Genomic DNA, 24,059 nt, shown 5'->3' on the forward strand with positions numbered 1-24,059 from the left:
CGCCGGCCGCTCGCAGTGCCGCGAAACGGAAACCCGAAGGAGACACACCATCATGTCCAAGTCGATGAGCCGCCGCGTACGTCGCGCCGGTTCCGCAGCAGTCGTCACGCTCGCCGTGGTCGGCCTGGCCGCCTGCTCCGCCACGGGCGGGAGCGGCGGGAAGTCCACCGACGGAGGTGGCGACGGCAAGGTCACCATCAAGTTCTCGTGGTGGGGCTCCGACTCGCGCGTCACCTCGACGCAGCAGATCATCGCCGCGTTCGAGGCCGAGCACCCAAACATCCACGTCGAGCCGGTCAACACGTCGTGGGACGAGTACTTCGAGAAGATGAACGTCATGGCGGCCGGCAACGACCTGCCCGACGTCATGACCCAGGACGACCGCTACCTCACCGAGTACGCGACGCGCGGCCTCCTCGCCGACCTGGGCTCCCTCGACATCGACACCAGCAAGGTCGACTCCTCGGTCCTCGACACGGGCAAGATCGACGGCAAGCTCTACGGCATCGCGTCGGGCGTCAACGTGCATGCCGTCGTCGCCGACCCCCAGGCCTTCAAGGACGCGGGCGTCACGATGCCCGACGACAAGACCTGGACCTGGGACGACTACTCGAAGATCGCCGCGCAGCTCACCAAGGCGACGGGCGGCAAGGTCTACGGCGTCCAGAACTACAGCTTCATCGAGCCCGTCCTCGAGGTCTACGCCCGCCAGCACGGGCAGGAGATGTTCACCGCCGACGGCAAGCTCGGCATCTCGCAGGACCTGGTCGCAGAGTGGTTCCAGCGGTCCGCCGACCAGATCAAGTCCAAGGCGGAGCCGTCCGCGTCGACGTCCACCGAGGTCCAGTCGGCCGGTGTCGACGGCTCGCTCGTCGCGACCAACAAGGGCGGCATGGCCTGGTTCTGGTCCAACCAGCTCGCCGCGATCCAGAAGGACGCCGGCCACCCGCTGCAGCTCCTGCGCGCCCCCGGCGACACGGAGTTCGGACACACGGGCGAGTACCTGCGCGCGGCGATGTCGTACTCGGTCTCGGCCAAGTCGAAGCACCCGAAGGAGGCCGCGGAGTTCGTCGACTTCATGCTGAACTCCCAGAAGGCCGGCGACATCAACCTCACCGACCGCGGTCTGCCCTCGAACCTCGACGTGCGGACCGCGATCCTGCCGAAGCTCGACGACGCCGACAAGACGAGCGCTGCGTTCATCCAGGAGCTCACGGACGACAAGGTCTTCGAGACCTCCAAGCCCGTCCCGCCGAAGGGCTCGGGCGAGGTCTCGGACATCACGGGCCGCGTCAACTCGGACGTGATCTTCGGCAAGAAGAGCGCGCAGGACGCCGCCAAGTCGTGGATCGACGAGGTCAACAAGGCCATCGGCCAGTGATCCACCGCCCGTGGCGGGGCGGGGCCGTGCGACCGAGAGCACGGTTCTGCCCCCGCCCCGCCGCGGGCATCCCTCTTCCCCCGCCCGGGCCGCCGTGCCCGACGACGCCACTCCAGCAAGGAGCTCACCGATGGTTCTCGACCTGTTCCGCCTCGACGGCCGCGTCGCCGTGGTCACGGGGTCGTCGCGCGGGCTCGGGGCCGGCATGGCTCTCGCGCTCGCCGAGGCCGGCGCGGACGTGGTGTGCGTCGAGCGGTCGGCGGGGTCGACGACGGCGGACGAGGTCCGTGCCCTCGGTCGCCGTGCGCACGTGGTGACCGCGGACCTGGGGGCGGCCTCGCCCGACGAGCTGGCCGCCGTCGTCGACGAGGCCGTGGCCGTCATGGGCCGGGTCGACGTCCTCGTGAACAACGCCGGGACGATCCGGCGCGCCCCTGCCGTGGAGCACCCCGCGCCGTGGTGGGACGAGGTCCTCTCCGTAAACCTGGACGCCGTCTGGCACCTGTCGCAGGCCGCGGGCCGCCACATGCTGGCACGAGGCTCCGGGAAGATCGTCAACGTCGCGTCGATGCTCAGCTTCCAGGGCGGCATCACCGTCCCCGGCTACACGGCGTCCAAGCACGCGGTCGCCGGGCTGACCAAGGCCCTCGCCAACGAGTGGGCCGCAGGTGGCGTGAACGTCAACGCGGTCGCCCCCGGCTACATGGCCACCGACAACACGGCCGCCCTGCGCGACGACGCCGCCCGGGCCGGCTCGATCGGCGACCGGATCCCCGCCGGCCGCTGGGGCACGCCGGACGACCTCGCGGGCGCCGTCGTCTTCCTGGCGTCCGACGCGTCGGCGTACGTCCACGGCGCCGTGATCCCCCTCGACGGCGGCTGGCTCGTGCGCTGAGCCGCGCCGGCGGCGCACGCACCCCACCCCGACCCGCACGCACCACCCGAACCACACGCACCGAGGAGACACCCCGATGGAGCAGCGCTACGCGACCCACCCCGACCAGGTCCCCGGAATGGACACCCAGGGCCTGCGCGACGCCTTCCTCCTCGAGCAGGTGTTCGTCCCCGGCGAGGTCACGCTCGTCTACACGCACCACGACCGGATCGTGCTCGGCGGCGCGGTCCCCGCCGGGACCGTCCTGACCCTGCCGGCCGACCCCGAGATCCGGTCGGAGTACTTCCTCGAGCACCGGGAGGTCGGGATCGTGAACCTCGGCGGGACGGGGACGGTCACCGCCGGCGGCGAGACCTTCACGATGCCGAAGGGGGCGTGCCTGTACCTCGGCCGCGGGACCGACGGCGTCGAGCTCGCCGACGCGACGTCCGCCGACGGCGGCCCCGAGGACGCCGCGCAGCCGGGCGCCCAGTTCTACCTGTTCTCCGCCCCCGCGCACACGACCTACCCGAACGCGCTCGTCCTGCCCGGCGAAGGGAACCGGCTCGAGCTCGGGGACCCGCTGACCTCCAACCGCCGCACGCTCAACCAGTACGTGCACGAGAACGGCGTGCGGTCCTGCCAGGTCGTCATGGGCGTCACCGAGCTCCACCCCGGCTCGATGTGGAACACGATGCCCGCGCACACCCACGACCGGCGCACCGAGTGCTACCTGTACTTCGACGTGCCCGACGACGCGCGCGTCGTGCACCTGTGCGGCGAGCCCGACCAGACCCGCCACCTGCTCGTCGCCGACCGCCAGGCCGTGATCTCCCCGTCCTGGTCGGTGCACTCGGGCGTCGGGACCGCGTCCTACTCGTTCGTGTGGGCGATGGCCGGGGAGAACCAGGCGTTCTCCGACATGGACACCTTCCCCGTCACGGACATGCGATGACGGCGACGACGACCCGACGCTGGGCGCCGTACGGCGACGCGACGACCGACTGGGCGACGCTCGGCGCGGAGACGCTGCTCGCGCGCGAACCCGTGATCAACACCCGCGACAGGTGGGAGTACGAGGACGGCCTCGTGCTGAACGGGCTCTACGCGATCCACCGGCTGACGGGCGAGCCCCGCTACCTCGAGTACGTGCGGCGCAACCTCGACCACTTCGTCCGGCCCGACGGCTCGATCCACGCCTACCGGTACGACGAGCTCAACCTCGACCACGTCAACAACGGCAAGGCCGTCCTCGACCTGTTCGACGAGACGGGCGACGAGCGCTACCGCAAGGCCGCGAACCTGCTCTTCGACCAGCTCCAGCACCAGCCGCGCCTCGAGGCGGGAACGTTCTGGCACAAGAAGATCTACCCGTACCAGACGTGGCTCGACGGCCTCTACATGGGCTCGGTGTTCTACGCCCGGTACTGCGCCACCTTCGGGCGCGAGGACCTGTTCGACGACGTCGCCCTGCAGTTCACGACGGCGTACGACCTGACCCTCGACCCGGCGTCGGGCCTGTGCCGGCACGCGACCGACGAGTCCCGGTCGATGCCGTGGGCGGACCCGCGGACGGGCTGGTCCCCGCACGTGTGGCTGCGCGCGCTCGGCTGGTTCGTCATGGCGATGACCGACGTGCTCGAGCACCTGCCCGAGACCCTGCCGCAGCGCGCGACGATCCTGGCCAACCTCCGGACCCTGCTCGACGCGCTCCGGCGGGTCGTCGACCCGCGCACGGGGCTCTGGTACCAGATCCCGGACCAGGCCGGTCGCCCCCTCAACTACCTCGAGGCGTCGGGGTCGCTCATGGTCCTCGCCGCCGTCGCGAAGGGGCTGCGGCTCGGCTACCTCGACGCCGACTGGGCCGGCCACCTCGAGCACGCCTGGGGCTCGGCGGTCACCGAGTTCCTCACCCTCACCGACGAGGGCTGGGTCAACGTCAACAAGGTCTGCCAGGTCGCGGGCCTCGGCGGCGCGACCGCCCGCGACGGCTCCTACGCCTACTACATGAGCGAGCCGATCGTCGCGAACGACCACAAGGGCGTCGGGCCGTTCCTCCTGCTCGCCGCCGAGATGCGCCGTCGGACCGGCTGACCTCCTCGCTTCCCGAACCCCACGCGCTACCCACGTCTCGATACCCACGTCCTCCGGAGCCCACCGTGCCTGCCTCCATCGACCCCGCGTCCGCCCAGCCGTGGACCCTCCACCCCGACCGCGCGCTGCCCGCCGACCCGGCCGTCCGGCCGATCGCACGCGACCTCTACGCCCAGACGAAGGGGCTGCCCCTCGTCTCGATGCACGGGCACGTGCCCGTCGAGTGGTTCGCCGACAACCGGGCGTTCCCGAACCCCGCCGAGCTGATCGTCGTCCCGGACCACTACCTGGTCCGGCTCCTCGTCTCGCAGGGCCTGCGCAACGAGCAGCTCGGGGTGCGGCCCGTGGCCGACGGCGCGGGCGTCGTCGTCGAGGAGGACCCCCGCGAGGTGTGGCGCCGGTTCTGCGCCGGCTGGAAGCACTTCCGCGGCACAGCCACCCGGTTCTGGCTCGAGACGGCGCTCGTCGAGATCTTCGGGGTCACACAACGCCCGTCGGAGGCGACCGCGGACGCGACCTTCGACGCCGTCGCGGCCGTGCTCGCCGACGAGGAGTTCCGCCCGCGCCGGCTCCTCGACCGGTTCGGCATCGAGATCATCGCCACGACCGACCCCGCCTGGGCCACGCTCGACGACCACGCGAAGCTCGCGGCCGACGGGTACGGGGACCGCGTCGTGCCGACCTTCCGGCCCGACCCGGTCGTGCTCCTCGACCGTCCGACGTGGCGGGCCGACGTCGAGCGGCTCGGCGAGGCGTCCGGCGAGGACGTCGCGACGTACGCCGGATACCTGGCCGCGCTGCGCGTGCAGCGGGCCCGGTTCAAGGCCGCGGGCGCCCGCGCGACCGACCACGGGCACCTGAGCGCCGACACCACGCCGCTCACCGACACCGAGGCCGGCCGGATCTACGCGGCGGCGCTCGCGGGCGAGGCCACCGCCGCCGACGCCGATGCGTTCGCCGGGCACATGCTCTTCCAGATGGCCGCGATGTCCGCCGAGGACGGGCTCGTCATGCAGCTCCACCCCGGCGTCCTGCGCGACCACGACCGCACCAAGCACGCCGTGTTCGGGCCGGACACGGGCTTCGACATCCCTGTGGTCACCGAGTACACCCGGTCGCTGCGCCCCCTGCTCGAGGCGTTCGGCCACCACCCCGGCTTCCGGGTCGTGCTGTTCACCGTCGACGAGGACACGTTCTCGCGCGAGCTCGCCCCCCTCGCGGGCGTCTACCCGGCCGTGCGGCTCGGCGCACCCTGGTGGTTCCTCGATGCGCCCGACGCGATGCGCCGGTTCCGCGAGGACGTCACCGAGACCGCGGGGTTCTCCAACATGTCGGGCTTCGTCGACGACACCCGAGCGTTCTGCTCGATCCCCGCCCGGCACGACCTCGCGCGCCGCGTCGACGCCGGGTACCTCGCGCGCCTCGTGGCCGAGCACCGCCTCGACCTCGACGAGGCCGTCGACACCGCGATCGACCTCGCGTACCGCCTGCCCCTCCTCGCGTACGCGAAGGCGTGACCGGATGAGCGACGCCGCCACCCTCGCACCGCTGGACGCGACGACGGTCCCCGTCCCCGACCTGCCCGTCACGATCCTCCAGTTCGGGGGAGGCAAGTTCCTCCGGGCGTTCGTCGACCAGATGGTCCAGCAGGCGAACGACGCGGGCGTGATGCACGACGGCGTCGCGATCGTCCAGCCGACGGACCACCCGAACCGTCCCACGAACGTCCTGCGCGAGCAGGACGGCCTGTACCACGTCGTCCTCGAGGGCGTCCGCGAGGGCAGGCCGGTGCGCGAGGTCACGCGCGTCGAGTGCGTGCGGGAGATCGTCCGGGCTCACGACGAGTTCGAGCGCTACCGGCGCCTCTACCTGTCCCCCGACCTCCGGATGATCGTCTCGAACACCACCGAGGCGGGGATCGTCTGGGCGCCGGGCGACGACCTGGGAGCCCGACCGCCGTCGTCGTTCCCGGGCAAGGTCGCCGCACTCCTGCACGACCGGTACGAGCACTTCGGGGGCGACCCGGCCGCGGGGCTGGCGATCGTGTGCTGCGAGCTCATCGAGGACAACGCGACCACGCTGCGTCGGTACGTGCTGCGACACGCCGCCGACGCCGGCCTCGGCGAGGGCTTCGCGTCGTGGGTCCGGACGGCCTGCACGTTCCACGACTCGCTGGTCGACCGGATCGTCCCGGGGTTCCCCGAGGGCGAGATCGACGCGATCCAGGCCGAGCTCGGGTTCGTGGACCGGGACGTCGTCAAGGGCGAGCTCTACGCGCAGTGGGTGATCGGCGGCGACCCGGCGATCCGGGAGCTGCTCCCTCTCGACCGCGCCGGGCTGCCCGTCCAGTTCATGTCCGACGTGCACCCGTTCCGCGCGACCAAGGTCAAGATCCTCAACGGCCAGCACACCCTGCTCGCGCCCCTCGGGCTGCTGCTGGGCTGCGAGTCCGTGCGGGAGACCGTCGGACGGCGCGACGTCGGCTCCTACCTCACCCGGCTCCTGCGGACCGAGATCCTCCCGACGGTGCCCGGCGACCCCCGCGAGGTCGGGGCGTTCGCGGCGAAGATCGCCGAGCGGTTCACGAACCCGTACCTGCACCACCACCTGAGCGACATCACGCTCAACGCGCTGTCCAAGTGGCAGGCCCGGAACCTGCCCGTCGTCCTCGACGCCTGGGACGCGGTCCGCGAGGCGCCGTTGACCGTCTTCGGGCTCGCCGCGACCCTCGTGCTGTGGAGCGGGGAGGTCGTCGTGCCCGGGTTCGAACCGCGAGACGAGGCGGCCGTGCTGGCCGCGGCGCGCGACGGGTTCGCCGAGGCCGACCTCGTGGGCTGGGTGCGCCGCGTCCTCGACGCGGCCGGGATCCTGCGCGACGACGACCGGGCCGCACGCCTCGCTTCCGAGACCGCGGCGCACGCGGCGGCGATCCTGCGCGACGGCGCGCACGCCGCGCTCCTGGACCTGCGCGCCCCGGCCTCGACCGGCCCCGCACGCGCCTGACGCTCCGTCCCCACCGCGCAGGCGGGTGGTCAGGCCGGGTCGACGCGCAGGGTGAGGACGGCGATGTCGTCGTCGTGCAGGTCACCGGGAACCAGCGCCCGGACGACCTGGACGGGCACGACCCGGGGAGCGCCGTCGTGCGCCGCCGCCACCGGTTCCGCGACCGCGCCGGCGCCGGGTCCCCCGCCCGCGAGGACCGCCGCCAGCCGGTCGAGCCCGCGGTGCAGGTCCTCGCCGCGGCGCTCGACGAGCCCGTCGGTGTACAGGACCATGGTGTCGCCGGGGCGCAGCTCCACGACGTGGTCGTGGCGCGCGGCCCCGGGCGCGACACCGAGGATGAGGTCGCGCGGGCCCTCGAGGCGCTGCACCGCCCCCGAGGCCCGCACGACGAACGCCGGCGGGTGCCCGGCGCTGGACCACGTGAGGGTGCGGGCGCCGTCCGCGTCCGGGGCTCCGAGCCTGGCCAGCAGGACGGACGCGTTCGCGCGGACTCCCGTCCCGACGTTCGCGGCGTCGAGCTGGCTGAGCGTCTGGGCCGGGGTCCGGTCGTCGCGCCAGAGGTAACCGCGCAGCAACGACCGGAGCTGCCCCATGAGCGCGGCCGCGTCGATGTCGTGCCCGGTGACGTCGCCGATCGTCACGGCGACGTCACCCGACGGCAGCACGAGCGCGTCGTACCAGTCCCCGCCCACCTGGTCGCCCAGGACCGCAGGCACGTACGCGCCGTCGAGCGTGACGCCGTCGGGCGCGGGCAGGTCGGTGAGGAGCGCGGTCTGCAGGACGTGCGCGACGTCGCGCCGGTGCTGCAGGAGGCGGGCGCGCTCGAGCGCCACCGCGGTGTACCCGGCGAGAGTCGTCAGGAGGTCGCGGAACGGGTGGTCGAACGTCGCGCGCCCCGGCCAGCGCAGCAGCAGCACCCCGAGCACGGCGTCCCGGGTCAGCAGCGGGAGCATCGCCAGCGCCCCCGGGCCGCCGGCGTCGGGCATCCGGGGGAACTCTTCGACGACGGCCCGGTTCGTCTCGAACCACAACGGCTCGCGGGAACGCAGCACACGCACGGACGGCCAGTGCTCGTCGCTGACCAGGTCGCCCTCCCACGCCGACTCGCTCAGACCCGGCACGTCACCGTGCCGGACCCAGCGCAGCACCTTGCCGCGGGCGTCCGCGAGCGCCACCGCTCCCCGGACCGCGCCCACGCGTTCGGCGACGAGTCCCTGGGCGACGTCGAGCACCTCGTCGACGGTCGTGGTCGCCGACATCGCCTCGGCGACGTGCAGCAGGGTGCGGGCGTTGCGGTGGCGGCGCGTCGCGGCGAGCTCGGCGGAGCGGGCTCGGGCGCTCTCCTGCCGGAGGCGGACCTGGGTCGCGCAGGCCTCCGCGAGGTCCGCGAGGACGGTGAGCTCGCGCTCGGTCCAGGCCCGCGGCTCGTGCGTGATGGCGCACAGGGTGCCGACGGTCGCGCCGGACGTGTCGATCACGGGGTAGCCGGCGTACGCGGCGACGTCGAGCTCCTGCAGGGCGGGGCTGTCGAGCTGCTCGGTGGCGCGGACGTCGGGCAGGACCAGCGGGTCGCCGGTCGCGAGGACCTGGCGGCAGAACGAGTCCTCGATCGCGAGCACGCGGGTGCGGGCGTACTCGCCCGTGAGCCCGACGGCGCCCGGGAACCCGACGTGGCCGTCGTCGCGCTTGAGCGAGACGAGCGCGATCGGGACGTCGAGGTGCGCGGAGAGGAGGCGCGCGAACCGCTCGTAGGCGGCGTCGGGCGGGTTGACGGGGGACGCTCGTGGGGTCGCCGGTGCCGCGACGGAGCCAGGCGTGTGCGTCATGCGGGCATCATGGCAGGTCGGCCAGGGGGTTCTCCGGACCTGCCCGCACGTGTCGGGGGTGCGCGCGATCCCGCCCCGCGCGCGCCGTCACGGCGCCGTGGACGTCCCTCGCGCGAGCCTGACCCACGCCTCCCACGGCCGCAGCCGGACGACGTCGCCGGCGTGCGCCGTCGTCGGGTCGGGGAGGTTCGCGAGGACGACCTCACCGAGGTCACCGGCCGACGGCGTGAGGTCCGCGAGCGGGACCTCCTGCGGGTCGGACGACACGTTCACGACGACGACGAGCCGGTCGCCGTCGAGCTCGCGCGCGTACGCGTAGACGTGGGGGTGGTCACCGGCGAGCATCGTGAAGTCGCCGTCGGCGACGACGGGCTCGGCGTGCCGGAGCGCGATCAGCGCGCGGTAGTGCGCCAGGACCGACGTCGGGTCGTCGCGCTGGGCGTCGGCGTTGAGCCACGTGTGGTTGGGGTTGACGGCGAGCCACGGGGTGCCGGCCGTGAACCCCGCACCCGGCTCCGCGGACCACTGGACGGGAGTGCGGGCGTTGTCGCGGCCCATCGCGCGGATGCCGTCGAGCAGGACCTGCGGGTCGTGGCCCGCGGCCACCTGCTGGAAGTAGTACCCGCGGGACTCGACGTCGTCCACGTCGTCGATCGAGCCGACGGGCGCGTTCGTCATACCGAGCTCCTCACCCTGGTAGACGTACGGCGTCCCGCGGTGCAGGTGGAGCAGCGTCGCGAGCGCGGTCGCGGACTCGCGCCAGTAGGTGCCGTCGTCGCCGAAGCGGGAGACGACGCGGGGCTGGTCGTGGTTGTCCCAGTACAGGGAGTTCCAGCCCACCGCGCCGAGCTCGACCTGCCAGCGGCCCAGCGACGCCTTGAGGTCGCGCAGGTCCAGGGGCACCGGGTCGAACTTGCCGCCCTGGCCGTGGTCGAGGCCCACGTGCTCGAACTGGAACACCATGTCGACCTCGCGCCGGTTCGGGTCGGTGAACGCGATCGCCTCGTCGAGGGTCACGCCCGGCGTCTCCCCGACGGTCAGGAGCTCGCGGTCCGGGTAGCGGTCGAAGACCTCGCGGTGCATCTCCTGGAGGTACTCGTGGACGCGCGGCCCGGTCGTGTACAGGGGGCTGCCGTCGCCGAGCCAACCCGGGTGCGCGCCGTGGCCGTTCGGCGCGCCGTCGCGCAGCGGCAGGACCTTGGAGATGAGGTTGATGACGTCCATCCGGAAGCCGTCGACGCCCCGGTCGAGCCACCAGCGCATCATGGCGTAGACGGCGTGCCGGACCTGCGGGTTCTCCCAGTTGAGGTCGGGCTGCTTCCGGTCGAACAGGTGCAGGTAGTACTCACCGCTCGCCTCGTCGAGCGACCACGCCGGGCCTGAGAAGAAGGACTCCCAGTTCGTCGGCTCCGCGCCCGGGGCGCCCGGGGCGAAGCCCTCGCGCGGCGGGCGCCACCAGTACCAGTCGCGGTACGGGCCGTCCGGGCCGCCGTCACGAGAGGACACGAACCACGGGTGCTCGTCGCTCGTGTGGTTGACCACGAGGTCCATGACGAGCTTGATCCCACGCTCGTGGAGGCCCGCGAGGAGGCGGTCGAAGTCATCGAGCGACCCGAACCTCGGGTCGATCGCCCGGTAGTCCGCGATGTCGTAGCCGTTGTCCGCCTGCGGCGACGTGTAGATCGGGGACAGCCAGACGACGTCCACGCCCAGGTCGCTCAGGTGGTCGAGACGCGACTCGATGCCCGGCAGGTCGCCGACCCCGTCACCGTTCGAGTCCGCGAACGAGCGCGGGTAGACCTGGTACACGACCGCCGACTTCCACCACGAGCTCATGCCCCCACGCTACGGGCGGATCTACCCGAGGACCGGGCCGACTGCAATACTCGCGGCGTGCATCTCGCCTACGTGGACGACTCCGGCGACTCCAAGCACGGTGTGACGCTCACCGCCCTCATCGTCGAGGACCGCCACTGGTCCTCGCTCCTCGACGCATGGTTGGCCGGGCGCCGGCGTCTCCATTCGGAGTTCGGGGTTCCGAAGAACCGCGAGATCCACGCCGTCGAGTTCTACAAGGGCCGCGCGCGCGTCTGTGAGACCCGCGAGCAGGATGCATCCTTCACCAAGGTCGAACGCGGCATCGCGGCCCGGCTCCTGCTCTCCAGCCTGGCAACGCTCGAGCCCTTCACCGTGCTGTCGATAGCGACGCCCGATGTCCGGAAACCTGCCGCCTACGCGCGCTTCATCGCGAAGCTCGAAGACTGGGCCGCCGAGAACGACACCTATCTCATGGTGTTCTACGACGGCCAGCAAGGTTTGGCCCACCCGGATACCGAGCCGACGCCTGCAGAGCTTTCCGAGCTCTGGACCACGGCCGTGAGGAACGCCGCTCCCTACCGTAGGGTCCACCGTGATCTCGAGCTCTCGACGCGCCGCATCGTGCAAGACGTCATGATGCAGGACAGCCAGTACAGCCAGCTCATCCAGGCGGCCGACCTCATCGCCTATGGTGCATACCAGCGCCACCGTCAGGGACACCCCGAGCTGTGGGGCGGCGACAACGCGTGGCGGGCCGCGATCCAGGCCTACATGCGTCTCGCTCAGCACTGGCCAGACGACAGTGACAACGGCGTCTACTGGCTCGTGTGAAGATGGTGGGCCGCCGCCAACGCCCATGAAACGCAAACACCCCCGGCTCGAAGAGCCGAGGGCTGCGGGGGCAGGGCCCCGTGTTCGGCTCGACGGCCTAATGGGGTCCCGCGGAGCACCCACTGTACCGAAACAACCGCTCTCGAGGCAACGGCGGGCGTCACACCTCGACGCGGCGGCCCTCGCGCGCGGCGACGCGCGCGGCGTCGAGCACCTCGGCGGTGCGCACGGCGTCCGCGGGGTCGACGGGCGCGGGCCCCTCGCCCGTCGCCCACGCGGCGACCAGCCGGTAGAAGTCGGCGTGGCCACCCGGCGCGCGAGGCACCGCAGTCTTCTCGCGCCCCCGCACGAGCCAGCCCTCGGAGCCCGCGGGGGCGTCGGCGTCGAGCACCTCGAACGGCGACGCCTCCGACGCCGTCTCGTAGGTCGTCACGAGGTAGGCGGCACCCCGGCCCAGGACGCGAGTTCGAGGGCCCGGCGCACCGACGACCGAACCCGCCCACAGCCGCGAGACCACGCCGCCCGGCACCGCACCGGCGCCCTCGACCGCGCCGCCCTCGGCGTGCTGCAGCTCGAGGAACACGTCGTCCTCGGTGGGGGTGGTGAGCGCGCGCAGGTGCGCGGACACGGCTGTGACGGGTCCGAAGAGCTGCGTCGCGGCGTCGACGAGGTGCGGGCCGAGGTCGAGCAGGAGCCCGCCACCGACGGGGTCGTTCTCCTTCCACCGGTCCCGCGGGACCGGACGGAACCGTTCCCAGCGCCGCTCGAACGTGTGCACCTCGCCCAGCTCTCCCCGCCCGACGACGGCGCCCAGGGTGAGCTGCTCAGGGTCCCACCGGCGGTTCTGGAAGACGGTGAAAGGGGTGCTCCCCGCGGCGGCGACGACGCGGCGCGCCTGGGCCGCGGACGTCGCGATGGGCTTGTCGAGCACGAAAGGCACGCCGACGGCGGCGACGGCCTCCGCGTGCTCCGCGTGCAGCGGGGTCGGGCTCGCGACCACGACGACGTCGAACGCGGGCCCGGCCGAGCGCCCGCCCTGGCCGTCGCGTGACGCGAGGAGGGATGCGACGTCGTCGTGCAGGCGGACGGCGGGCCAGTCGCTCGCTGCCTGCATGCGGCGGCCGGGGTCGCGGGCGACGACGTCGGTGACGACGCCGCCGGCTTCCCGGATCAGGCGGGAGTGGATGCCGCGGCCGGCACCGCCGTAGCCGATGAGGGCATAGCGCGTGGAGGTCATGCGTCATGGTCGCATGGTGACCTACCTCATATTCGTAGGAGCGTTAACCATGACGGTCGTACCGATATTGTTCGTCGCGCCGGGCACGAGCTCGGTACCCCATCTGAGCAGGGAGAACATCGGATGAAGACCGGAAAGCGCATCGTCCGGGGGGGCTGATCGTGGCCCTCTCCGCAGCCGGGCTCGCGGCGCCGTCGGCGGCGTTCGCAGCTGATAGTGGCGACACCGGCACCGTGGTCAACGGCGACACCGGCGAGAGCTGGGGACCGATCGACGCCGCAGGCCAGGCACGGCTCGCCGAGCTGGTCGCGGAGGACACGGGTGTCGGCGGCGTCTCGACGATGTCGACGACACCCTGCGCGAACTCAGCCCCGATCGGTGCCGCAACCACGTCGCCGACCGAAGTCGAAGCCGGAACCGCTGTCACCCCACTGAGCACGTGCGTCCACACCATCCCTGCGACCAAGACGCTGTCCGTGAAGTGGCAGCAGCAGAAGAAGGGCTACTGGTGCGGGCCGACCACGGTCTCGATGGCCTCGTACTACTTCGGCACCAAGAAGACCCAGGCCCAGGTGGCGTCCTACATCGGCACGACGAAGGCCGGTAGCGACCGGCTCCAGGTCGCCAAGGGGATGAAGTGGGCCAGCGGGTCCCGGAAGATCGGCTACACGCAGATCGCCGCGCCGAACGCGTCGAAGATCACATCGATCCTGCGGGCTGACATCGGGAAGAACGTCGCTCCGGTTGCCGTCAACACGCACGAGATCGCGGGCGGGTCGCACTACAACAAGCACCCCAACCGGACGATCGGCCACTTCATCCTCGCGTACGGCTACACGAGCGGTGGACAGACGGCCAAGATCGCGGACCCCGCAGCAGGACTCTCCGGGGGGTACGCAAGCGCCGCCGAGAAGTTCTCCATCTCCGCGTCAACCCTGGCCGGCTTTGTCGACGACCGGGGCGTCGTCGCGTGAGATCGCAGCTCAGGTCCAGCGTGCTGGTGGCCCTCGCGGCCGCCGGCACGCTGGCCCTCGTGACCGGCTGCCACGGTGGCACCCACCCATCCGAGACTGCGGCGACGTCCGCGACCCGTCCGTCGGCGAGCCCGGCCTCGACGGAGCGCGCCGAGCGCCCCGGCACGACGCCTTCTGCGACGCCGTCCGGGACGACGATCCGGCTCGTCGACGGTGACGGCAGGGACGTACCCGTCACCTGGTACGACATGAAGACCGCCCGCGACGCCGCCCCGTCTAACGACTTCAGCGTCGTCTCAAGACTCCAGACAACCGGCACGTGTACGGACACACTCGCACCCGGCGCCCTCTTTGACGACGGCGCGTGGTTCACCGGAGTCACACCCGGCGCGGCCTGCTCCTGGCAAGGCGACGGGCCACTGCCCGCGTCCGACCGGGTCGGAGTCGTGCAGGAGGGGTCGACGACGGCACACCTGTGGGCATCGACCGTCACGCTCGTGCCTGGCGACCACCACCGGCAGGTGACGCGCTCGACCGTCTCGGGCGACTGGGCGGTGTGGTCCGAGACCGAGAGCACCGACCTGTACTACGACAACTGGCGGGTCTTCGCCGCCGACCGCCGCACGGGCAAGCCGCACGTCGTCGCCACGGCGGAGGAGTTCACGGGCGGCAAGAAGCTGCCGTTCTACGAGGCGACCTACACCATCTACCAGGATCGCGTCTTCTGGAGCACGACCCCAGCATCGGTAGCGGGGACACAGAAGGCCTTCGAACCGGAGGTCGTCTCGAAGGCGATCTCGGGAAAGGGTGCAATCGACGTCGTGGCGAAGGCCGGCGACCAGCCGGTGACGACTGATAGCGGCGTTGTCGTTCGAACGTCGTCAAAGCTGCGCGTCAATGACACCGACGACACGGACAGCCCGGACGTTAAGAAGGAGACGATCTCGACGGGCTTCTCACTCGTCACGGCTCACGGGCTCCAGCCCTTGTTGCGAATCTCACCCACCGGTCCCATCGACCGAGATCAGGAGCCGAGCGCGGTCGCGGCCCACGGGAACACGCTCGCGTTCGCCGTCGGAGATACGGAGTACCTGTACGACCTAGCCACGGGGACAGCGGTGGGCTTCCGGGGTGCGGGGCACGAGATAGCCGTCCCCGACGCCCGGGAGGGTGACAGCGACGCCGAGAGCGAGGCGTCGACGATCAACAGTTCCGCGGTGACCGGGTCGTTCGCGACGTGGACGTTCGGCGGCGGCTCAGGGTCGCTCAAGGCGCCCGTCCTGGTGTACGACCTCAAGTCCAACACTCTGCGTCGGACGTGGGTCAAGCACAACGGGGGCGACGTGTGGGCCGCCGGCGGCTACGTCGGGTGGCGTTCCATCGGACAAGACAGCAGCACGACCACGCTCACCGCCTGGCGGTGACCCGTCGCTGCGCGCGGGGTGGCATTCCGGCCGGCCACCTCGCGTGCACGCCGGGTGCGGGACCTAGGTGAGGTGGTCGAAGTCCCCGCGCACCCAGCCGGCGTACCGCTCGGCGGACCGCTGCAGGACGCCGTGCCCGTCGGCCGCGATGCGCCCGTGGAAGTTGTGGTAGATCCGGTCGAACGCGAGCGGCTCGAGCCGGGCCGCGATCCGCTCGACCACCGCTGCGGACAGTGGCAGATAGTTGGGGTAGGACCGCATGAACGTCACGGACGCCCGGTCGGCATTGACGAACACGGTGTCGCCCGACAGGAGCGCACCCTTGCCGTCGGCAGTCCCAGCCCAGTGCACGACGCCGCTGCCCGGGAAGTGCCCGCCGACCTGGTGGAGCGTGAGCCCGGGCACGATCTCCCGCTCCCCCGACCAGGTCTCGATCGCGTCGTCCGGACGCCCGACCCACGACGCGTCAGCCGCCGCGACGAGCACCGGCACCCCGCCCAGCCGACGGCTCCACTCGACCTGGACGCCGAACATGTGCGGGTGGCTCGCGGCGATCGCGACGACGTCGCCCAGCGCCCGCACCGCGGCGACCGCCTCGTCGTCGAGGTAGCCGAGCGGGTCCCACAGCAGGTTGCCGTGGGGCGTCACGACGACCTTCGTCTCCTGCCCGATGCCGACGCCCGGGTCGCCCTGCAGCGCGTGCAGGCCCGGCTCGAGCTCGTCGACGCGCACGTGGCACCCGTCGGCGGCGAGCTCGGCGAGCGTCGTCCAGGTCTGGCCGGACTCGACGACGTACTGGCGTTCGTCGGCGCAGATCGGGCAGAGCTCGGGGCGGTCGGAGCGCTCGACGCCGCACGTGCGGCAGATCCAGAAGTCCTCGGAGGTCATGGCTCCGATCCTCCCCGGCGCCCCCGACATCCGCCCGCCCGGACGTGACCTGCGGAACAGCCGGGACGCCGTCGTCCGGCGTACTCTGGAATTGTTGCCGGGGTCGACTGTCGTGGTCCGCCTTCGTCGCGACGGACCTGCGTCCCCGACAGCTCGAGAAGCAGGTGACGCCCCCGTGGCAGAAGCAGCAGGACAGTTCGCAGGCAAGACGGCGCTCGTGACGGGCGGCGCGTCGGGGATCGGCAAGGCGGTCGCGATCGCGCTCGCCGCGAAGGGCGCGAACGTCGTCGTCGCGGACCTGCGCGAGGACGCCGCGCAGCAGGTCGTCGACGAGATCATCGCCGCGGGCGGCACCGCCGAGGCAGTCGGCGTCGACGTCGGCAAGGCGGACCAGGTGAAGGCGACGGTCGACGGCGCGGTCACGAAGTACGGCGCCCTCCACCTCGCGTTCAACAACGCGGGCATCGGCGGCCCCACCGGGCTCCTCGCCGACATCGACGACCTCGACGCCTACCACGCGCTCATGTCGGTCAACCTCGACTCCGTGTTCTACGGCATGAAGTACGAGATCCCGGCCATGATCGCGGCGGGCGGCGGCGCGATCGTCAACACGTCGTCGATCCTCGGCCTCGTCGGCGAGGCGACCGCCGTCCCCTACACGGCCGCCAAGCACGCCGTCGCCGGGCTCACGAAGGCCGCGGCCGCGGGCTACGCGAGCCAGGGCGTGCGCGTGAACTCGGTCCACCCCGGCTACATCGACACCCCGCTGCTGCAGGGCATGCCGCGCGAGGCGTACGACGCGCTCGTCTCCAAGCACCCGATCGGGCGCCTCGGGACCGCCGACGAGGTCGCGAACCTGGTGCTCTTCCTCCTGTCGGACGAGGCGAGCTTCGTCACCGGCTCGCAGCACGTTGTCGACGGCGGCTACACCGCGGTCTGACAGCGGGCGAACTTCTGGATCTGAGAGTCCAGAACGACCCTCGCCGAGCAGGTCCACGGGCTCGCACTGCCCGGCGGGAAGCTCGCGCCGATCATGAACATGGCGGTCTACGAGCTGCGCGACGGGGAGATCGCCGTCTGGCGGGACTGCAGCGACCCCGCCTACGGAGCCTCGCTGATGCGGGCCTGGCCGCGTCGTCCGCGCTCCCGGCGCAAGCAGAGCCACCGGCCCGCGCCCGCCGGGAGCGCCCCCGCGACGACGCCCCACACGAGCACTCCGGCCGTGATCGGGTCCACGTCGCCCGGGCGTCCGAGCTGCTCGCGCGCCGCGAGCGCCGTCAGCACGCCGCCGACGACGGCCCCCGCCACCGCGAAGACGGCCACCGCCACCTTCTCCCGGCGGGCGGGCGCGGCGAACCTGCGGACGACGGACTCCAGCAGCCACGCCAGCGAGAAGCCGGACAGTGCCGTGACCCCCACGGCGGCGAGCCCTCCGATGAGCCCGAGCATCATCCCGAGACCGGCGAACGTGGTGTCCCCGGGATCGTCGGCCGTCAGCGCGCCGTCGACGAACGCCGCGAGCATCGTCACCACGACCCACAGCCCGACCTGGACGGCGAGCGCGTACCCCGTCACCCGCCAGGCGAGCGTCGTGACGGGCGGCGGCGCGTCCGCCGGGGGTTCGCCGTAGCGCTCGACGCGCAGCCCGTCCGGGATCTGCCGCACCGCACCTCCCCCGCTCGTCATGGACCCCAGTCTGCCGTGGCGCGGAGCCGCGCGGTGCTCAGACGCGGACGGTCCGGCCACCGCGCGACCGACCGGTCACCAGCAGCACCACGGTCGCCACGACCGCGAGCCCGATCGCCACGAGCGCGTAGCCCTGCGCCGTCGCGAGCAGCCCACCGCCGTCCACGACGAGGAAGCCCGCGACCACGGCCGGGACGCCCATCGCGACGTACGCGACGACGTAGAGCACGGACAGCAGCCCGGCGCGCTCGTGCTCCGCCGCGAACGGCACGGTGAGGCGGATCCCGCCGGTGAAGCTCGCCCCGAAGCCGAGGCCCGCGACGACGGTCCCGACGAAGAAGAGCGCGAGCGACCCGGACGAGAGCGCGACGAGCGCGATCCCCAGACCGGCGACGAGCGCGGGCATCGCGAGCAGCAGCACGGTCCGCGCGGGGATCGAGCGCACCAGGTAGACGCTCACCGCGCCGCTCCCGGCGAGCGCGAACAGCGACGCCCCTCCGGTCAGGACTCCCGCCGACGGCGCGAGCAGCCGGACGAGCGACGGGCCGAGCGCCCCGTAGAGCCCGGCGAGCGACCAGCTCGCGACGAGCGCGGGCACGACCCCGAGCAGGGTGAGGCGCGCGGCGCGCGGCGCGCCGAGCCGTGGCCTGAGCGATGCGAGGGCGCCGGGCCGCGCGGTCGCGAGGGTCTCCGCCATGAGCAGGATGCCGATGGCCTGCACCACGAACACGCCGATGAGGACGTCGTAGACGAGGTGCGTCGGCTGCGGCAGGTACTGCACGAGGACGCCGGCGCCGAGGGCGCCCAGCGCCGTGCCGACCGGGGTCGCGACGGCGTTGGCGAGGGTCCCGTGGCGGGCGGACAGGTCGAGCAGCGCCGCCCCGACCGCCCCGGCGGCCGCCCCGGTCGCGACCCCCTGCACCACCCGGGCGAGCATGAGCTCGTCGACGCCGGCCGCCGTCGTGAAGACGATCATGGCGCCGATCTGCAGCCCGACGGCACCGAGGAGCACCGGGCGCCGTCCGACGTGGTCCGACAGCCGGCCGGCGACGAGGAGCGCCGCGAGGACCGCGACCGCGTAGATCCCGAAGACGACGGTCGTCGTGATGGGCGTGAAGCCCCACTCGGCCTGGTAGGTCGCGTAGAGCGGGGTCGGGGCGCTCGACGACGCGAGGAAGAACACGATCACGGAGAGCAGCAGGGCGAAGGCCGCGGCGTCGGGCAGACGACGGCGCGAGCGCGCGACGACGGCCCCACCCGGACCGGGGCGGGCGGACGCGAGCGCGCCGGCGGTCGGGCAGTCCGCGCAGGGCACCTGGGTGTCGAGCATGTCGTCCTCCGGGTGGTCGATCGGTCAATCAGACAGGTCTGTCTGGCGGGCCTTCACACTAGACAGACCTGTCTGTTAGAGTCAACACATGAGCACGACAGCCGCCGCCGGCCCCGGGTCGGCCACCGACCGCCGGACGGTCCGCGAGCGTCTGCTCGACGCCGCGAACGAGCTGTTCTACGCGGAGGGCGTCCACACGGTCGGCATCGACCGGATCATCGAGCGGGCGGGCGTCGCCAAGGCCTCGCTCTACAGCACGTACGGCTCGAAGGACGAGCTCGTGCGCGCCTACCTCAGCGGTCGCCACGCCCGCATCCAGGCCCGCATCGAGCGGCACGTCGCCACGCACTCCGACCCGCGCGAGCGCGTGCTCGCCGTCTTCGACGCCCAGGCCGAGCAGTTCGCCGTCCCCGGTTACCGCGGGTGCGCGTTCGCGGCGGCGGCCGCCGAGTCCGAGCCGGGCAGCGCCGCGGTCGAGGAGACCGAGGCCTACCGCGCGTGGCTCCTGGGTCTCCTGACCGAGCTCGCCCGGGAGGCCGGGGCGAGCGATGCCGAGTCCCTCGGCCGCCGTCTGCACATGGTCTACGACGGCGCCGCCCTCGCCGTCCGGATGGACCACGCGCCGACGGCGGGGGACGACGTCCGGGCCGCAGCAGCCACGCTCCTCGACGCCGCGCTCGCCTGAGGCTCGCATCGTTTCGACCTGCGTGCCAGAGTGACGAGGTGAGCCCTCGCCCGACCGTCACGGAGCCGGCGTCGAGCATCCCCGAGGCTGCGGGCGGGATCGTCGCCCTGACGCTCGCGACCTTCGCCGCGATCACCACCGAGATGCTCCCCGTGGGGCTGCTGCCCCAGATCGGGGACGCCTTCGACGTCTCCGACGGCGCGGTCGGGCTGCTCGTCACCGTCTACGCGTTCATGGTCGCGGCGCTCGCGCTGCCCCTGACGCTCGGCACCCGTCGCCTGCCCCGCAAGGGACTCCTCCTGACGACGCTCGCGGCATACACCGTGAGCAACGGCGTCGTGGCCGTGGCCCCCGCGTTCGCGGTCGTCGCAGGCGCCCGCGCGCTGGGCGGGATCGCGCACGCGCTGTTCTTCTCGCTCAGCATCGGCTACGCGGCGCGCCTCGTCCGACCCCACCTGACCGGCCGGGCCATGGCCCTGGTCACCGCGGGGGCGTCCGCGGGGTTCGTCCTGGGCGTCCCGCTGTCGACGACGCTCGGCACGGCCCTCGGCTGGCGGCTCGCCTTCGCGGTGCTCGCCGGGGTGTGCCTCGTGACGACCGCCCTCGTCGCCGCGTACCTGCCGCCCGTCGCGTCGGAGAACGAGCACACGCACCCCGTCGCCGGCCGTCGCCCGCAGCTCGCCGCAGCCGTCACGACGAACGCCGTCGTCTACCTGGGGCAGTACGTCGTCTACACGTACATCGCGGTGCTGCTGCTCCACACGGGGGTCGCGGAGGACGCCGTCGGCGCCGTCCTGCTCGGCGTCGGGGCGCTCGGGCTGCTGGGGCTCTGGTTCAGCGCCGCGCGCCTCGACGTCGCGCCGCGGCAGAGCGCGGTGCTCGTGCTGGCCGTGCTCACGGCCTCGCTCGTGGCGCTCGCCGTCGCGTTTCCCTCACGCGGCGGCGTGCTCGCGGCGACGGCCGTCTGGGGCGCGTCGTTCGGGGCGGTCGCGTCCATCTTCCAGACGGCGGCCGTCCGGACCCGGGGCGCCACGCCCGACGTCGCGGGCGCGCTGGTCAACGCGACCGCCAACGTCGGGATCGGGGGCGGCGCGGCGCTCGGCGCGCTGGTGCTGCACGTCAGCGGCGTGGGCGCGCTCCCCTGGCTCGGCGCGGGGCTCGTCGCGGCCGGGCTCGTGATCGTCCTGGCCGCGCGGCGGACGTTCGCCGCGTGACCGTCCGGGCCCGCGACCGTCAGAGCGGGACGGCCACGTCCGAGCCACCCTCGTGCGTCCACCGGGCCGCCACCTGGACCACCGACGCCTCCGGCACGAACCCGCCCGCGAACAGCGCCTGCCCCTGCAGGAAGTGCGGTGACGCGGCCAGCAGGTCCGCGGGCGCGTACCCGAAGACGTCGCCCAGCTCGGCCAGGTCGCGCGGCGAGCTCATGCGCATGAGCGCGAGGTTGTCGCACTGCGAGAGCGCGTTGACGTGCACCTTCGACGGCCGCTGCGTCGACAGGACGAGCCACAGCCCGTACTTGCGACCCTCCGCGGCGATCTGGACGATGCGCTCGGTCAGCGCGGCCTCGACGTCGGACTCCGGGTCGGGCCGGCAGAGGTTGTGCGCCTCGTCGATGACGATCAGCATCGGTCGGCGCTCCTCGCGCGTCGCCCACAGGTGGTCGAGGACCGCGAGCGCCGCGACCTTCGCCTCCTGCTGCTCGCGGAAGCCGCCGAGGTCCATGACCGTCGCACGCGGTCGCTCGTCCACGACGTCCTCGGCGGACCGTTCTCCCCGGGCCCAGACGTCCCACCCGAGCACCCCCAGGTTCTCGAGCCGGAGCAGCAGCGCACGCCTGGCGGGATCGTCGGACGCGCCGAGGAGCTGGGCGAGCCGGTCGCTCTCGAGCGGACCGACCTCGTGCTCGAGGTGGAGCAGGACGTTGTACTCGGCAGCGTCGCGAACGGGGTCGATCTGCAGGACGGCGGCGCGCGCCCGCAGCGTCATGTCGACGTACCGGGCGTGCAGTGGCGTCGTGCCACCCGCGCCGCGGGGGCGAAGCACCCGCAGGTCGAGGGCGCGCAGGGCGTCGGCGGCCTCCGAGGGCGTCTCGTCGCGCACCTCGCCCAGCCGGACGAAGTCGGCGTTGGGGTCGAGCACCAGCATCGGCAGCCGAGTCCCGACGAGCAGCCGCTCGAGGACGACGCCGAGCGCATACGTCTTGCCCGAGCCGCTCTGCCCGCACCAGAACGTGTGCCGGTTGAACCGGGAGGCCCGGAGTGCCGCGGCGCCGCCGCCTTCGGAGTCGACCAGGGTCCCGACGGTGATCTCGCTCGTCATGCTCGCAACCTAGCGGCGGCCCGACGACGGCGCAGCGCAAGGCGTGCGCCGTCGTCGGGCGACCGAGCGGGGTCCCTCAGCGGAGGCCGAACGCCCTCACCACGGTCTGGTTCACGGCGTTCCCGGCGTCGTCCGAGGCCGTGACCCGGAGGCTCACGGCGTCCGCACCGTGCCGGGGGGTGAGCAGCACCGTCGTCCACGCGGACCCCAGCCGGACGGCGGGTGCCGAGCGCCAGGTGGCGCCGTCGTCGTAGCTGACCTTGATGGCGACCTTGCGGACCTTGCCGGCGTGGGCGACGCCGTCGTCGAACGACGGGGTGACGCGGACGGGCACGAGGGAGCCCGCCCGGACGGTCCCGTGCCGGTCGGTCGCGACGTCGTAGCCGAGCTGGAGGAACGGCAGCGCGGTGGTGTCACCGAACCCTCCGTCGGCCGCCTTGGCGGTGTCGGCGACGAACGTCCACGTCGTGTCCTGGCTCGTCGAGTACGCGAAGTCGTCCGCGTCGCTCGTCGCCGTCTGCTCGAACGTGAACGTCCGCAGCGTGTCCTCCTTCTGGGGGACGTCCACATAGAGGGCCTGGCTGTCGCCTTCCCCGAGCACCGTGCCTCCCTCGGAGAGGGTCGAGTGCACCGTCGCCGCGTCCCGGGTGCCGGTGACCACGCCGCTCCCGCCGTAGGACGGGACGTTGAGCGTGAGCCACGTGTCCTGGTTGGCAGGGCCCCAGTACCCCGGTCCGGTGTGCTGCGAGGAGACGGGCGCGAACCACGTCTGCGTCGCCCGGGAGCCGGCCTTGAAGGACTCCTGGGTCCCGCGCTGCTCCCAGCCTGCCTCGTGGTAGACGTCCGAGTACCAGCTCGTGCCGGCCTGCGTGGAGACGTAGTCGGTGCGCGTCGAGTCCGTCGGGACCTCGTCGACCGAGCCGATGCAGGGCGGCCACTGGTAGTCGCGGCAGTCGTACCGCGCCTCGGTCGCCTTCCGCGTCGTCGTGTCCGAGAACCTCGACGTGACGGTCGCGAGCGAACGCGCGGTCGGCCGGACCGCGAGCTTCGTCGGGATCGCGTCGGGGTAGCTCTGCGACACGTCGTACAGGTAGTCCGGGCTGGCCGTCGCCGTGCCCGCGAGCGTCACGGGGCCCTTCGCCAGCTGTCCGGTCAGGGCCGTCGAGGTGGTCGGCGTCGCCGGACCATGCCCGTCTCGCACGGCTCGATCATCGGCGGGCATGTGCTCGCCGTGACGATCGAGGCGGTCCTGACCTCCGCCGTCGTGCTCGGGCTCGCGCTCGTCATGGGCTACCGGCCCGGCGCGACCCCCGCCGACTGGCTGGTGCTGATGGGCGTCGTCGTGCTGCTGTCGTTCGCGATCGTGTGGCTCGGCGCGGCGTTCGGGCTGGTGGCGAAGAGCGTCGAGACGGCGAGCAACCTGCCGATGATCCTGATCCTCCTGCCGTTCCTCGGCAGCGGGTTCGTGCCCGTCGACTCGATGCCGGGCTGGCTCGCGTGGTTCGCCGCGCACCAGCCGTTCACGCCGTTCATCGACACCGTCCGCGGGCTGCTCTCCGGCTCCGTGCAGACGTCCGACGTCGTCGCGACCGTGCTCTGGGCCGCCGTCATCGGGCTCGGGTCGTACGCGTGGGCGCTCGCGCTCTTCCGCCGGGAGCGCGCCGCGGCATGATCAGGGATCATCGG

The 24,059-nt window shown here is 72.5% G+C and carries 21 protein-coding genes; 13 read left to right on the plus strand and 8 right to left on the minus strand.

From position 1 onward, the window contains the following. Positions 1-52: 52 nt before the first annotated feature. The 6 genes from KDY119_RS17580 (at position 53) to KDY119_RS17605 (ending at position 7,352) form a co-directional block, all read left to right on the plus strand. Complete coding sequence (locus tag KDY119_RS17580; protein WP_051136383.1) at positions 53-1,381, plus strand: ABC transporter substrate-binding protein; 1,329 nt, start codon at positions 53-55, stop codon at positions 1,379-1,381. A 130-nt stretch (positions 1,382-1,511) separates the two neighbouring features. Next, a complete protein-coding gene (kduD, locus tag KDY119_RS17585) occupies positions 1,512-2,276 on the plus strand; it encodes a 2-dehydro-3-deoxy-D-gluconate 5-dehydrogenase KduD (protein ID WP_036947872.1) in 765 nt (254 codons plus the stop codon). A gap of 76 nt (positions 2,277-2,352) precedes the next feature. Further along, the gene (gene kduI, locus KDY119_RS17590; protein ID WP_036947875.1) at positions 2,353-3,210 is read left to right on the plus strand and encodes a 5-dehydro-4-deoxy-D-glucuronate isomerase; all 858 of its coding nucleotides are present in this window, start codon (positions 2,353-2,355) and stop codon (positions 3,208-3,210) included. Further along, a complete protein-coding gene (locus KDY119_RS17595) occupies positions 3,207-4,349 on the plus strand; it encodes a glycoside hydrolase family 88/105 protein (RefSeq protein ID WP_036947878.1) in 1,143 nt (380 codons plus the stop codon). Before kduI ends, KDY119_RS17595 begins: the two co-directional genes overlap by 4 nt. A 65-nt stretch (positions 4,350-4,414) precedes the next feature. After that, the gene (gene uxaC, locus KDY119_RS17600; RefSeq protein WP_227994421.1) at positions 4,415-5,866 is read left to right on the plus strand and encodes a glucuronate isomerase; all 1,452 of its coding nucleotides are present in this window, start codon (positions 4,415-4,417) and stop codon (positions 5,864-5,866) included. A gap of 4 nt (positions 5,867-5,870) precedes the next feature. Continuing rightward, on the plus strand, positions 5,871-7,352 hold the full coding sequence (locus KDY119_RS17605; protein ID WP_051136384.1) for a tagaturonate reductase: 1,482 nt from the start codon (positions 5,871-5,873) through the stop codon (positions 7,350-7,352). Between the two features lie 29 nt (positions 7,353-7,381). Here KDY119_RS17605 and KDY119_RS17610 read toward each other — a convergent pair whose 3' ends face one another. Further along, positions 7,382-9,178, minus strand: coding sequence for a GAF domain-containing SpoIIE family protein phosphatase (locus KDY119_RS17610; RefSeq protein ID WP_153022602.1), 1,797 nt, complete (start codon positions 9,176-9,178; stop codon positions 7,382-7,384). A gap of 87 nt (positions 9,179-9,265) precedes the next feature. Beyond that, positions 9,266-11,014 (minus strand): glycoside hydrolase family 13 protein, encoded by a 1,749-nt coding sequence (locus KDY119_RS17615; protein WP_036947881.1) that lies wholly within the window; start codon positions 11,012-11,014, stop codon positions 9,266-9,268. 57 nt (positions 11,015-11,071) lie between these two features. Between KDY119_RS17615 and KDY119_RS17620 the strand changes: the two genes are divergently transcribed. After that, complete coding sequence (locus KDY119_RS17620; protein WP_036947884.1) at positions 11,072-11,827, plus strand: DUF3800 domain-containing protein; 756 nt, start codon at positions 11,072-11,074, stop codon at positions 11,825-11,827. A gap of 160 nt (positions 11,828-11,987) precedes the next feature. On the opposite strand, the gene KDY119_RS17625 is transcribed toward KDY119_RS17620, so the two are convergent. Continuing rightward, on the minus strand, positions 11,988-13,064 hold the full coding sequence (locus KDY119_RS17625) for a Gfo/Idh/MocA family oxidoreductase (protein ID WP_153022603.1): 1,077 nt from the start codon (positions 13,062-13,064) through the stop codon (positions 11,988-11,990). A gap of 161 nt (positions 13,065-13,225) precedes the next feature. Between KDY119_RS17625 and KDY119_RS17630 the strand changes: the two genes are divergently transcribed. Together KDY119_RS17630 and KDY119_RS17635 are read left to right on the plus strand one after the other, a co-directional pair. After that, entirely contained in the window at positions 13,226-14,038 is an 813-nt protein-coding gene (locus KDY119_RS17630; protein ID WP_036947888.1) for a C39 family peptidase, read from the plus strand. Between the two features lie 248 nt (positions 14,039-14,286). Continuing rightward, complete coding sequence (locus KDY119_RS17635; protein ID WP_148284062.1) at positions 14,287-15,462, plus strand: hypothetical protein; 1,176 nt, start codon at positions 14,287-14,289, stop codon at positions 15,460-15,462. Between the two features lie 63 nt (positions 15,463-15,525). On the opposite strand, the gene KDY119_RS17640 is transcribed toward KDY119_RS17635, so the two are convergent. Continuing rightward, entirely contained in the window at positions 15,526-16,350 is an 825-nt protein-coding gene (locus KDY119_RS17640; protein ID WP_036947893.1) for an MBL fold metallo-hydrolase, read from the minus strand. 175 nt (positions 16,351-16,525) lie between these two features. Here KDY119_RS17640 and KDY119_RS17645 point away from each other — a divergent pair, with 175 nt between their 5' ends. Next, positions 16,526-17,290, plus strand: coding sequence for an SDR family NAD(P)-dependent oxidoreductase (locus KDY119_RS17645; protein ID WP_036947896.1), 765 nt, complete (start codon positions 16,526-16,528; stop codon positions 17,288-17,290). 161 nt (positions 17,291-17,451) lie between these two features. Here the strand turns inward: KDY119_RS17645 and KDY119_RS17650 are convergent, their stop codons facing one another. Further along, positions 17,452-18,036: a hypothetical protein gene (locus KDY119_RS17650; protein WP_153022604.1), complete on the minus strand. Its 585-nt coding sequence runs from the start codon at positions 18,034-18,036 to the stop codon at positions 17,452-17,454. Between the two features lie 37 nt (positions 18,037-18,073). Then, the gene (locus tag KDY119_RS17655) at positions 18,074-19,366 is read right to left on the minus strand and encodes an MFS transporter (protein WP_153022605.1); all 1,293 of its coding nucleotides are present in this window, start codon (positions 19,364-19,366) and stop codon (positions 18,074-18,076) included. Positions 19,367-19,454: 88 nt separating this feature from the next. Between KDY119_RS17655 and KDY119_RS19370 the strand changes: the two genes are divergently transcribed. Both KDY119_RS19370 and KDY119_RS17665 read left to right on the plus strand, forming a co-directional pair. Continuing rightward, positions 19,455-20,051 (plus strand): TetR/AcrR family transcriptional regulator, encoded by a 597-nt coding sequence (locus KDY119_RS19370; RefSeq protein WP_036947902.1) that lies wholly within the window; start codon positions 19,455-19,457, stop codon positions 20,049-20,051. Between the two features lie 38 nt (positions 20,052-20,089). Then, on the plus strand, positions 20,090-21,265 hold the full coding sequence (locus tag KDY119_RS17665; protein ID WP_227994422.1) for an MFS transporter: 1,176 nt from the start codon (positions 20,090-20,092) through the stop codon (positions 21,263-21,265). 19 nt (positions 21,266-21,284) lie between these two features. Here the strand turns inward: KDY119_RS17665 and KDY119_RS17670 are convergent, their stop codons facing one another. Together KDY119_RS17670 and KDY119_RS17675 are read right to left on the minus strand one after the other, a co-directional pair. Further along, on the minus strand, positions 21,285-22,373 hold the full coding sequence (locus KDY119_RS17670) for an ATP-binding protein (RefSeq protein WP_051136387.1): 1,089 nt from the start codon (positions 22,371-22,373) through the stop codon (positions 21,285-21,287). A gap of 76 nt (positions 22,374-22,449) precedes the next feature. Next, the gene (locus KDY119_RS17675; protein WP_153022606.1) at positions 22,450-23,574 is read right to left on the minus strand and encodes a hypothetical protein; all 1,125 of its coding nucleotides are present in this window, start codon (positions 23,572-23,574) and stop codon (positions 22,450-22,452) included. Between KDY119_RS17675 and KDY119_RS17680 the strand changes: the two genes are divergently transcribed. After that, positions 23,560-24,045 carry an ABC transporter permease gene (locus KDY119_RS17680; RefSeq protein ID WP_051136388.1) on the plus strand — a complete coding sequence of 162 codons (486 nt, stop codon included), beginning with the start codon at positions 23,560-23,562 and terminating at the stop codon, positions 24,043-24,045. The two genes, KDY119_RS17675 and KDY119_RS17680, sit on opposite strands and share 15 nt — an antisense overlap. Positions 24,046-24,059: the final 14 nt, after the last annotated feature.

The sequence above is a fragment of the Luteimicrobium xylanilyticum genome (assembly GCF_009429125.1).
GTDB lineage: Bacteria > Actinomycetota > Actinomycetes > Actinomycetales > Cellulomonadaceae > Luteimicrobium > Luteimicrobium xylanilyticum.

What these genes read in the sequence shown, in the direction of transcription:
- kduD (WP_036947872.1), top strand. Translation starts at nt 1,512, where the DNA reads ATGGTTCTCGACCTGTTCCGCCTCGACGGCCGCGTCGCCGTGGTCACG.
- KDY119_RS17640 (WP_036947893.1), bottom strand. Translation starts at nt 16,350, where the DNA reads ATGACCTCCGAGGACTTCTGGATCTGCCGCACGTGCGGCGTCGAGCGC.
- KDY119_RS17605 (WP_051136384.1), top strand. Translation starts at nt 5,871, where the DNA reads ATGAGCGACGCCGCCACCCTCGCACCGCTGGACGCGACGACGGTCCCC.
- KDY119_RS17655 (WP_153022605.1), bottom strand. Translation starts at nt 19,366, where the DNA reads ATGCTCGACACCCAGGTGCCCTGCGCGGACTGCCCGACCGCCGGCGCG.
- kduI (WP_036947875.1), top strand. Translation starts at nt 2,353, where the DNA reads ATGGAGCAGCGCTACGCGACCCACCCCGACCAGGTCCCCGGAATGGAC.
- KDY119_RS17635 (WP_148284062.1), top strand. Translation starts at nt 14,287, where the DNA reads ATGAAGACCGCCCGCGACGCCGCCCCGTCTAACGACTTCAGCGTCGTC.
- KDY119_RS19370 (WP_036947902.1), top strand. Translation starts at nt 19,455, where the DNA reads ATGAGCACGACAGCCGCCGCCGGCCCCGGGTCGGCCACCGACCGCCGG.
- KDY119_RS17595 (WP_036947878.1), top strand. Translation starts at nt 3,207, where the DNA reads ATGACGGCGACGACGACCCGACGCTGGGCGCCGTACGGCGACGCGACG.
- KDY119_RS17610 (WP_153022602.1), bottom strand. Translation starts at nt 9,178, where the DNA reads ATGACGCACACGCCTGGCTCCGTCGCGGCACCGGCGACCCCACGAGCG.
- KDY119_RS17650 (WP_153022604.1), bottom strand. Translation starts at nt 18,036, where the DNA reads ATGACGAGCGGGGGAGGTGCGGTGCGGCAGATCCCGGACGGGCTGCGC.
- KDY119_RS17670 (WP_051136387.1), bottom strand. Translation starts at nt 22,373, where the DNA reads ATGACGAGCGAGATCACCGTCGGGACCCTGGTCGACTCCGAAGGCGGC.
- KDY119_RS17580 (WP_051136383.1), top strand. Translation starts at nt 53, where the DNA reads ATGTCCAAGTCGATGAGCCGCCGCGTACGTCGCGCCGGTTCCGCAGCA.
- KDY119_RS17625 (WP_153022603.1), bottom strand. Translation starts at nt 13,064, where the DNA reads ATGACCTCCACGCGCTATGCCCTCATCGGCTACGGCGGTGCCGGCCGC.
- KDY119_RS17615 (WP_036947881.1), bottom strand. Translation starts at nt 11,014, where the DNA reads ATGAGCTCGTGGTGGAAGTCGGCGGTCGTGTACCAGGTCTACCCGCGC.
- KDY119_RS17680 (WP_051136388.1), top strand. Translation starts at nt 23,560, where the DNA reads ATGCCCGTCTCGCACGGCTCGATCATCGGCGGGCATGTGCTCGCCGTG.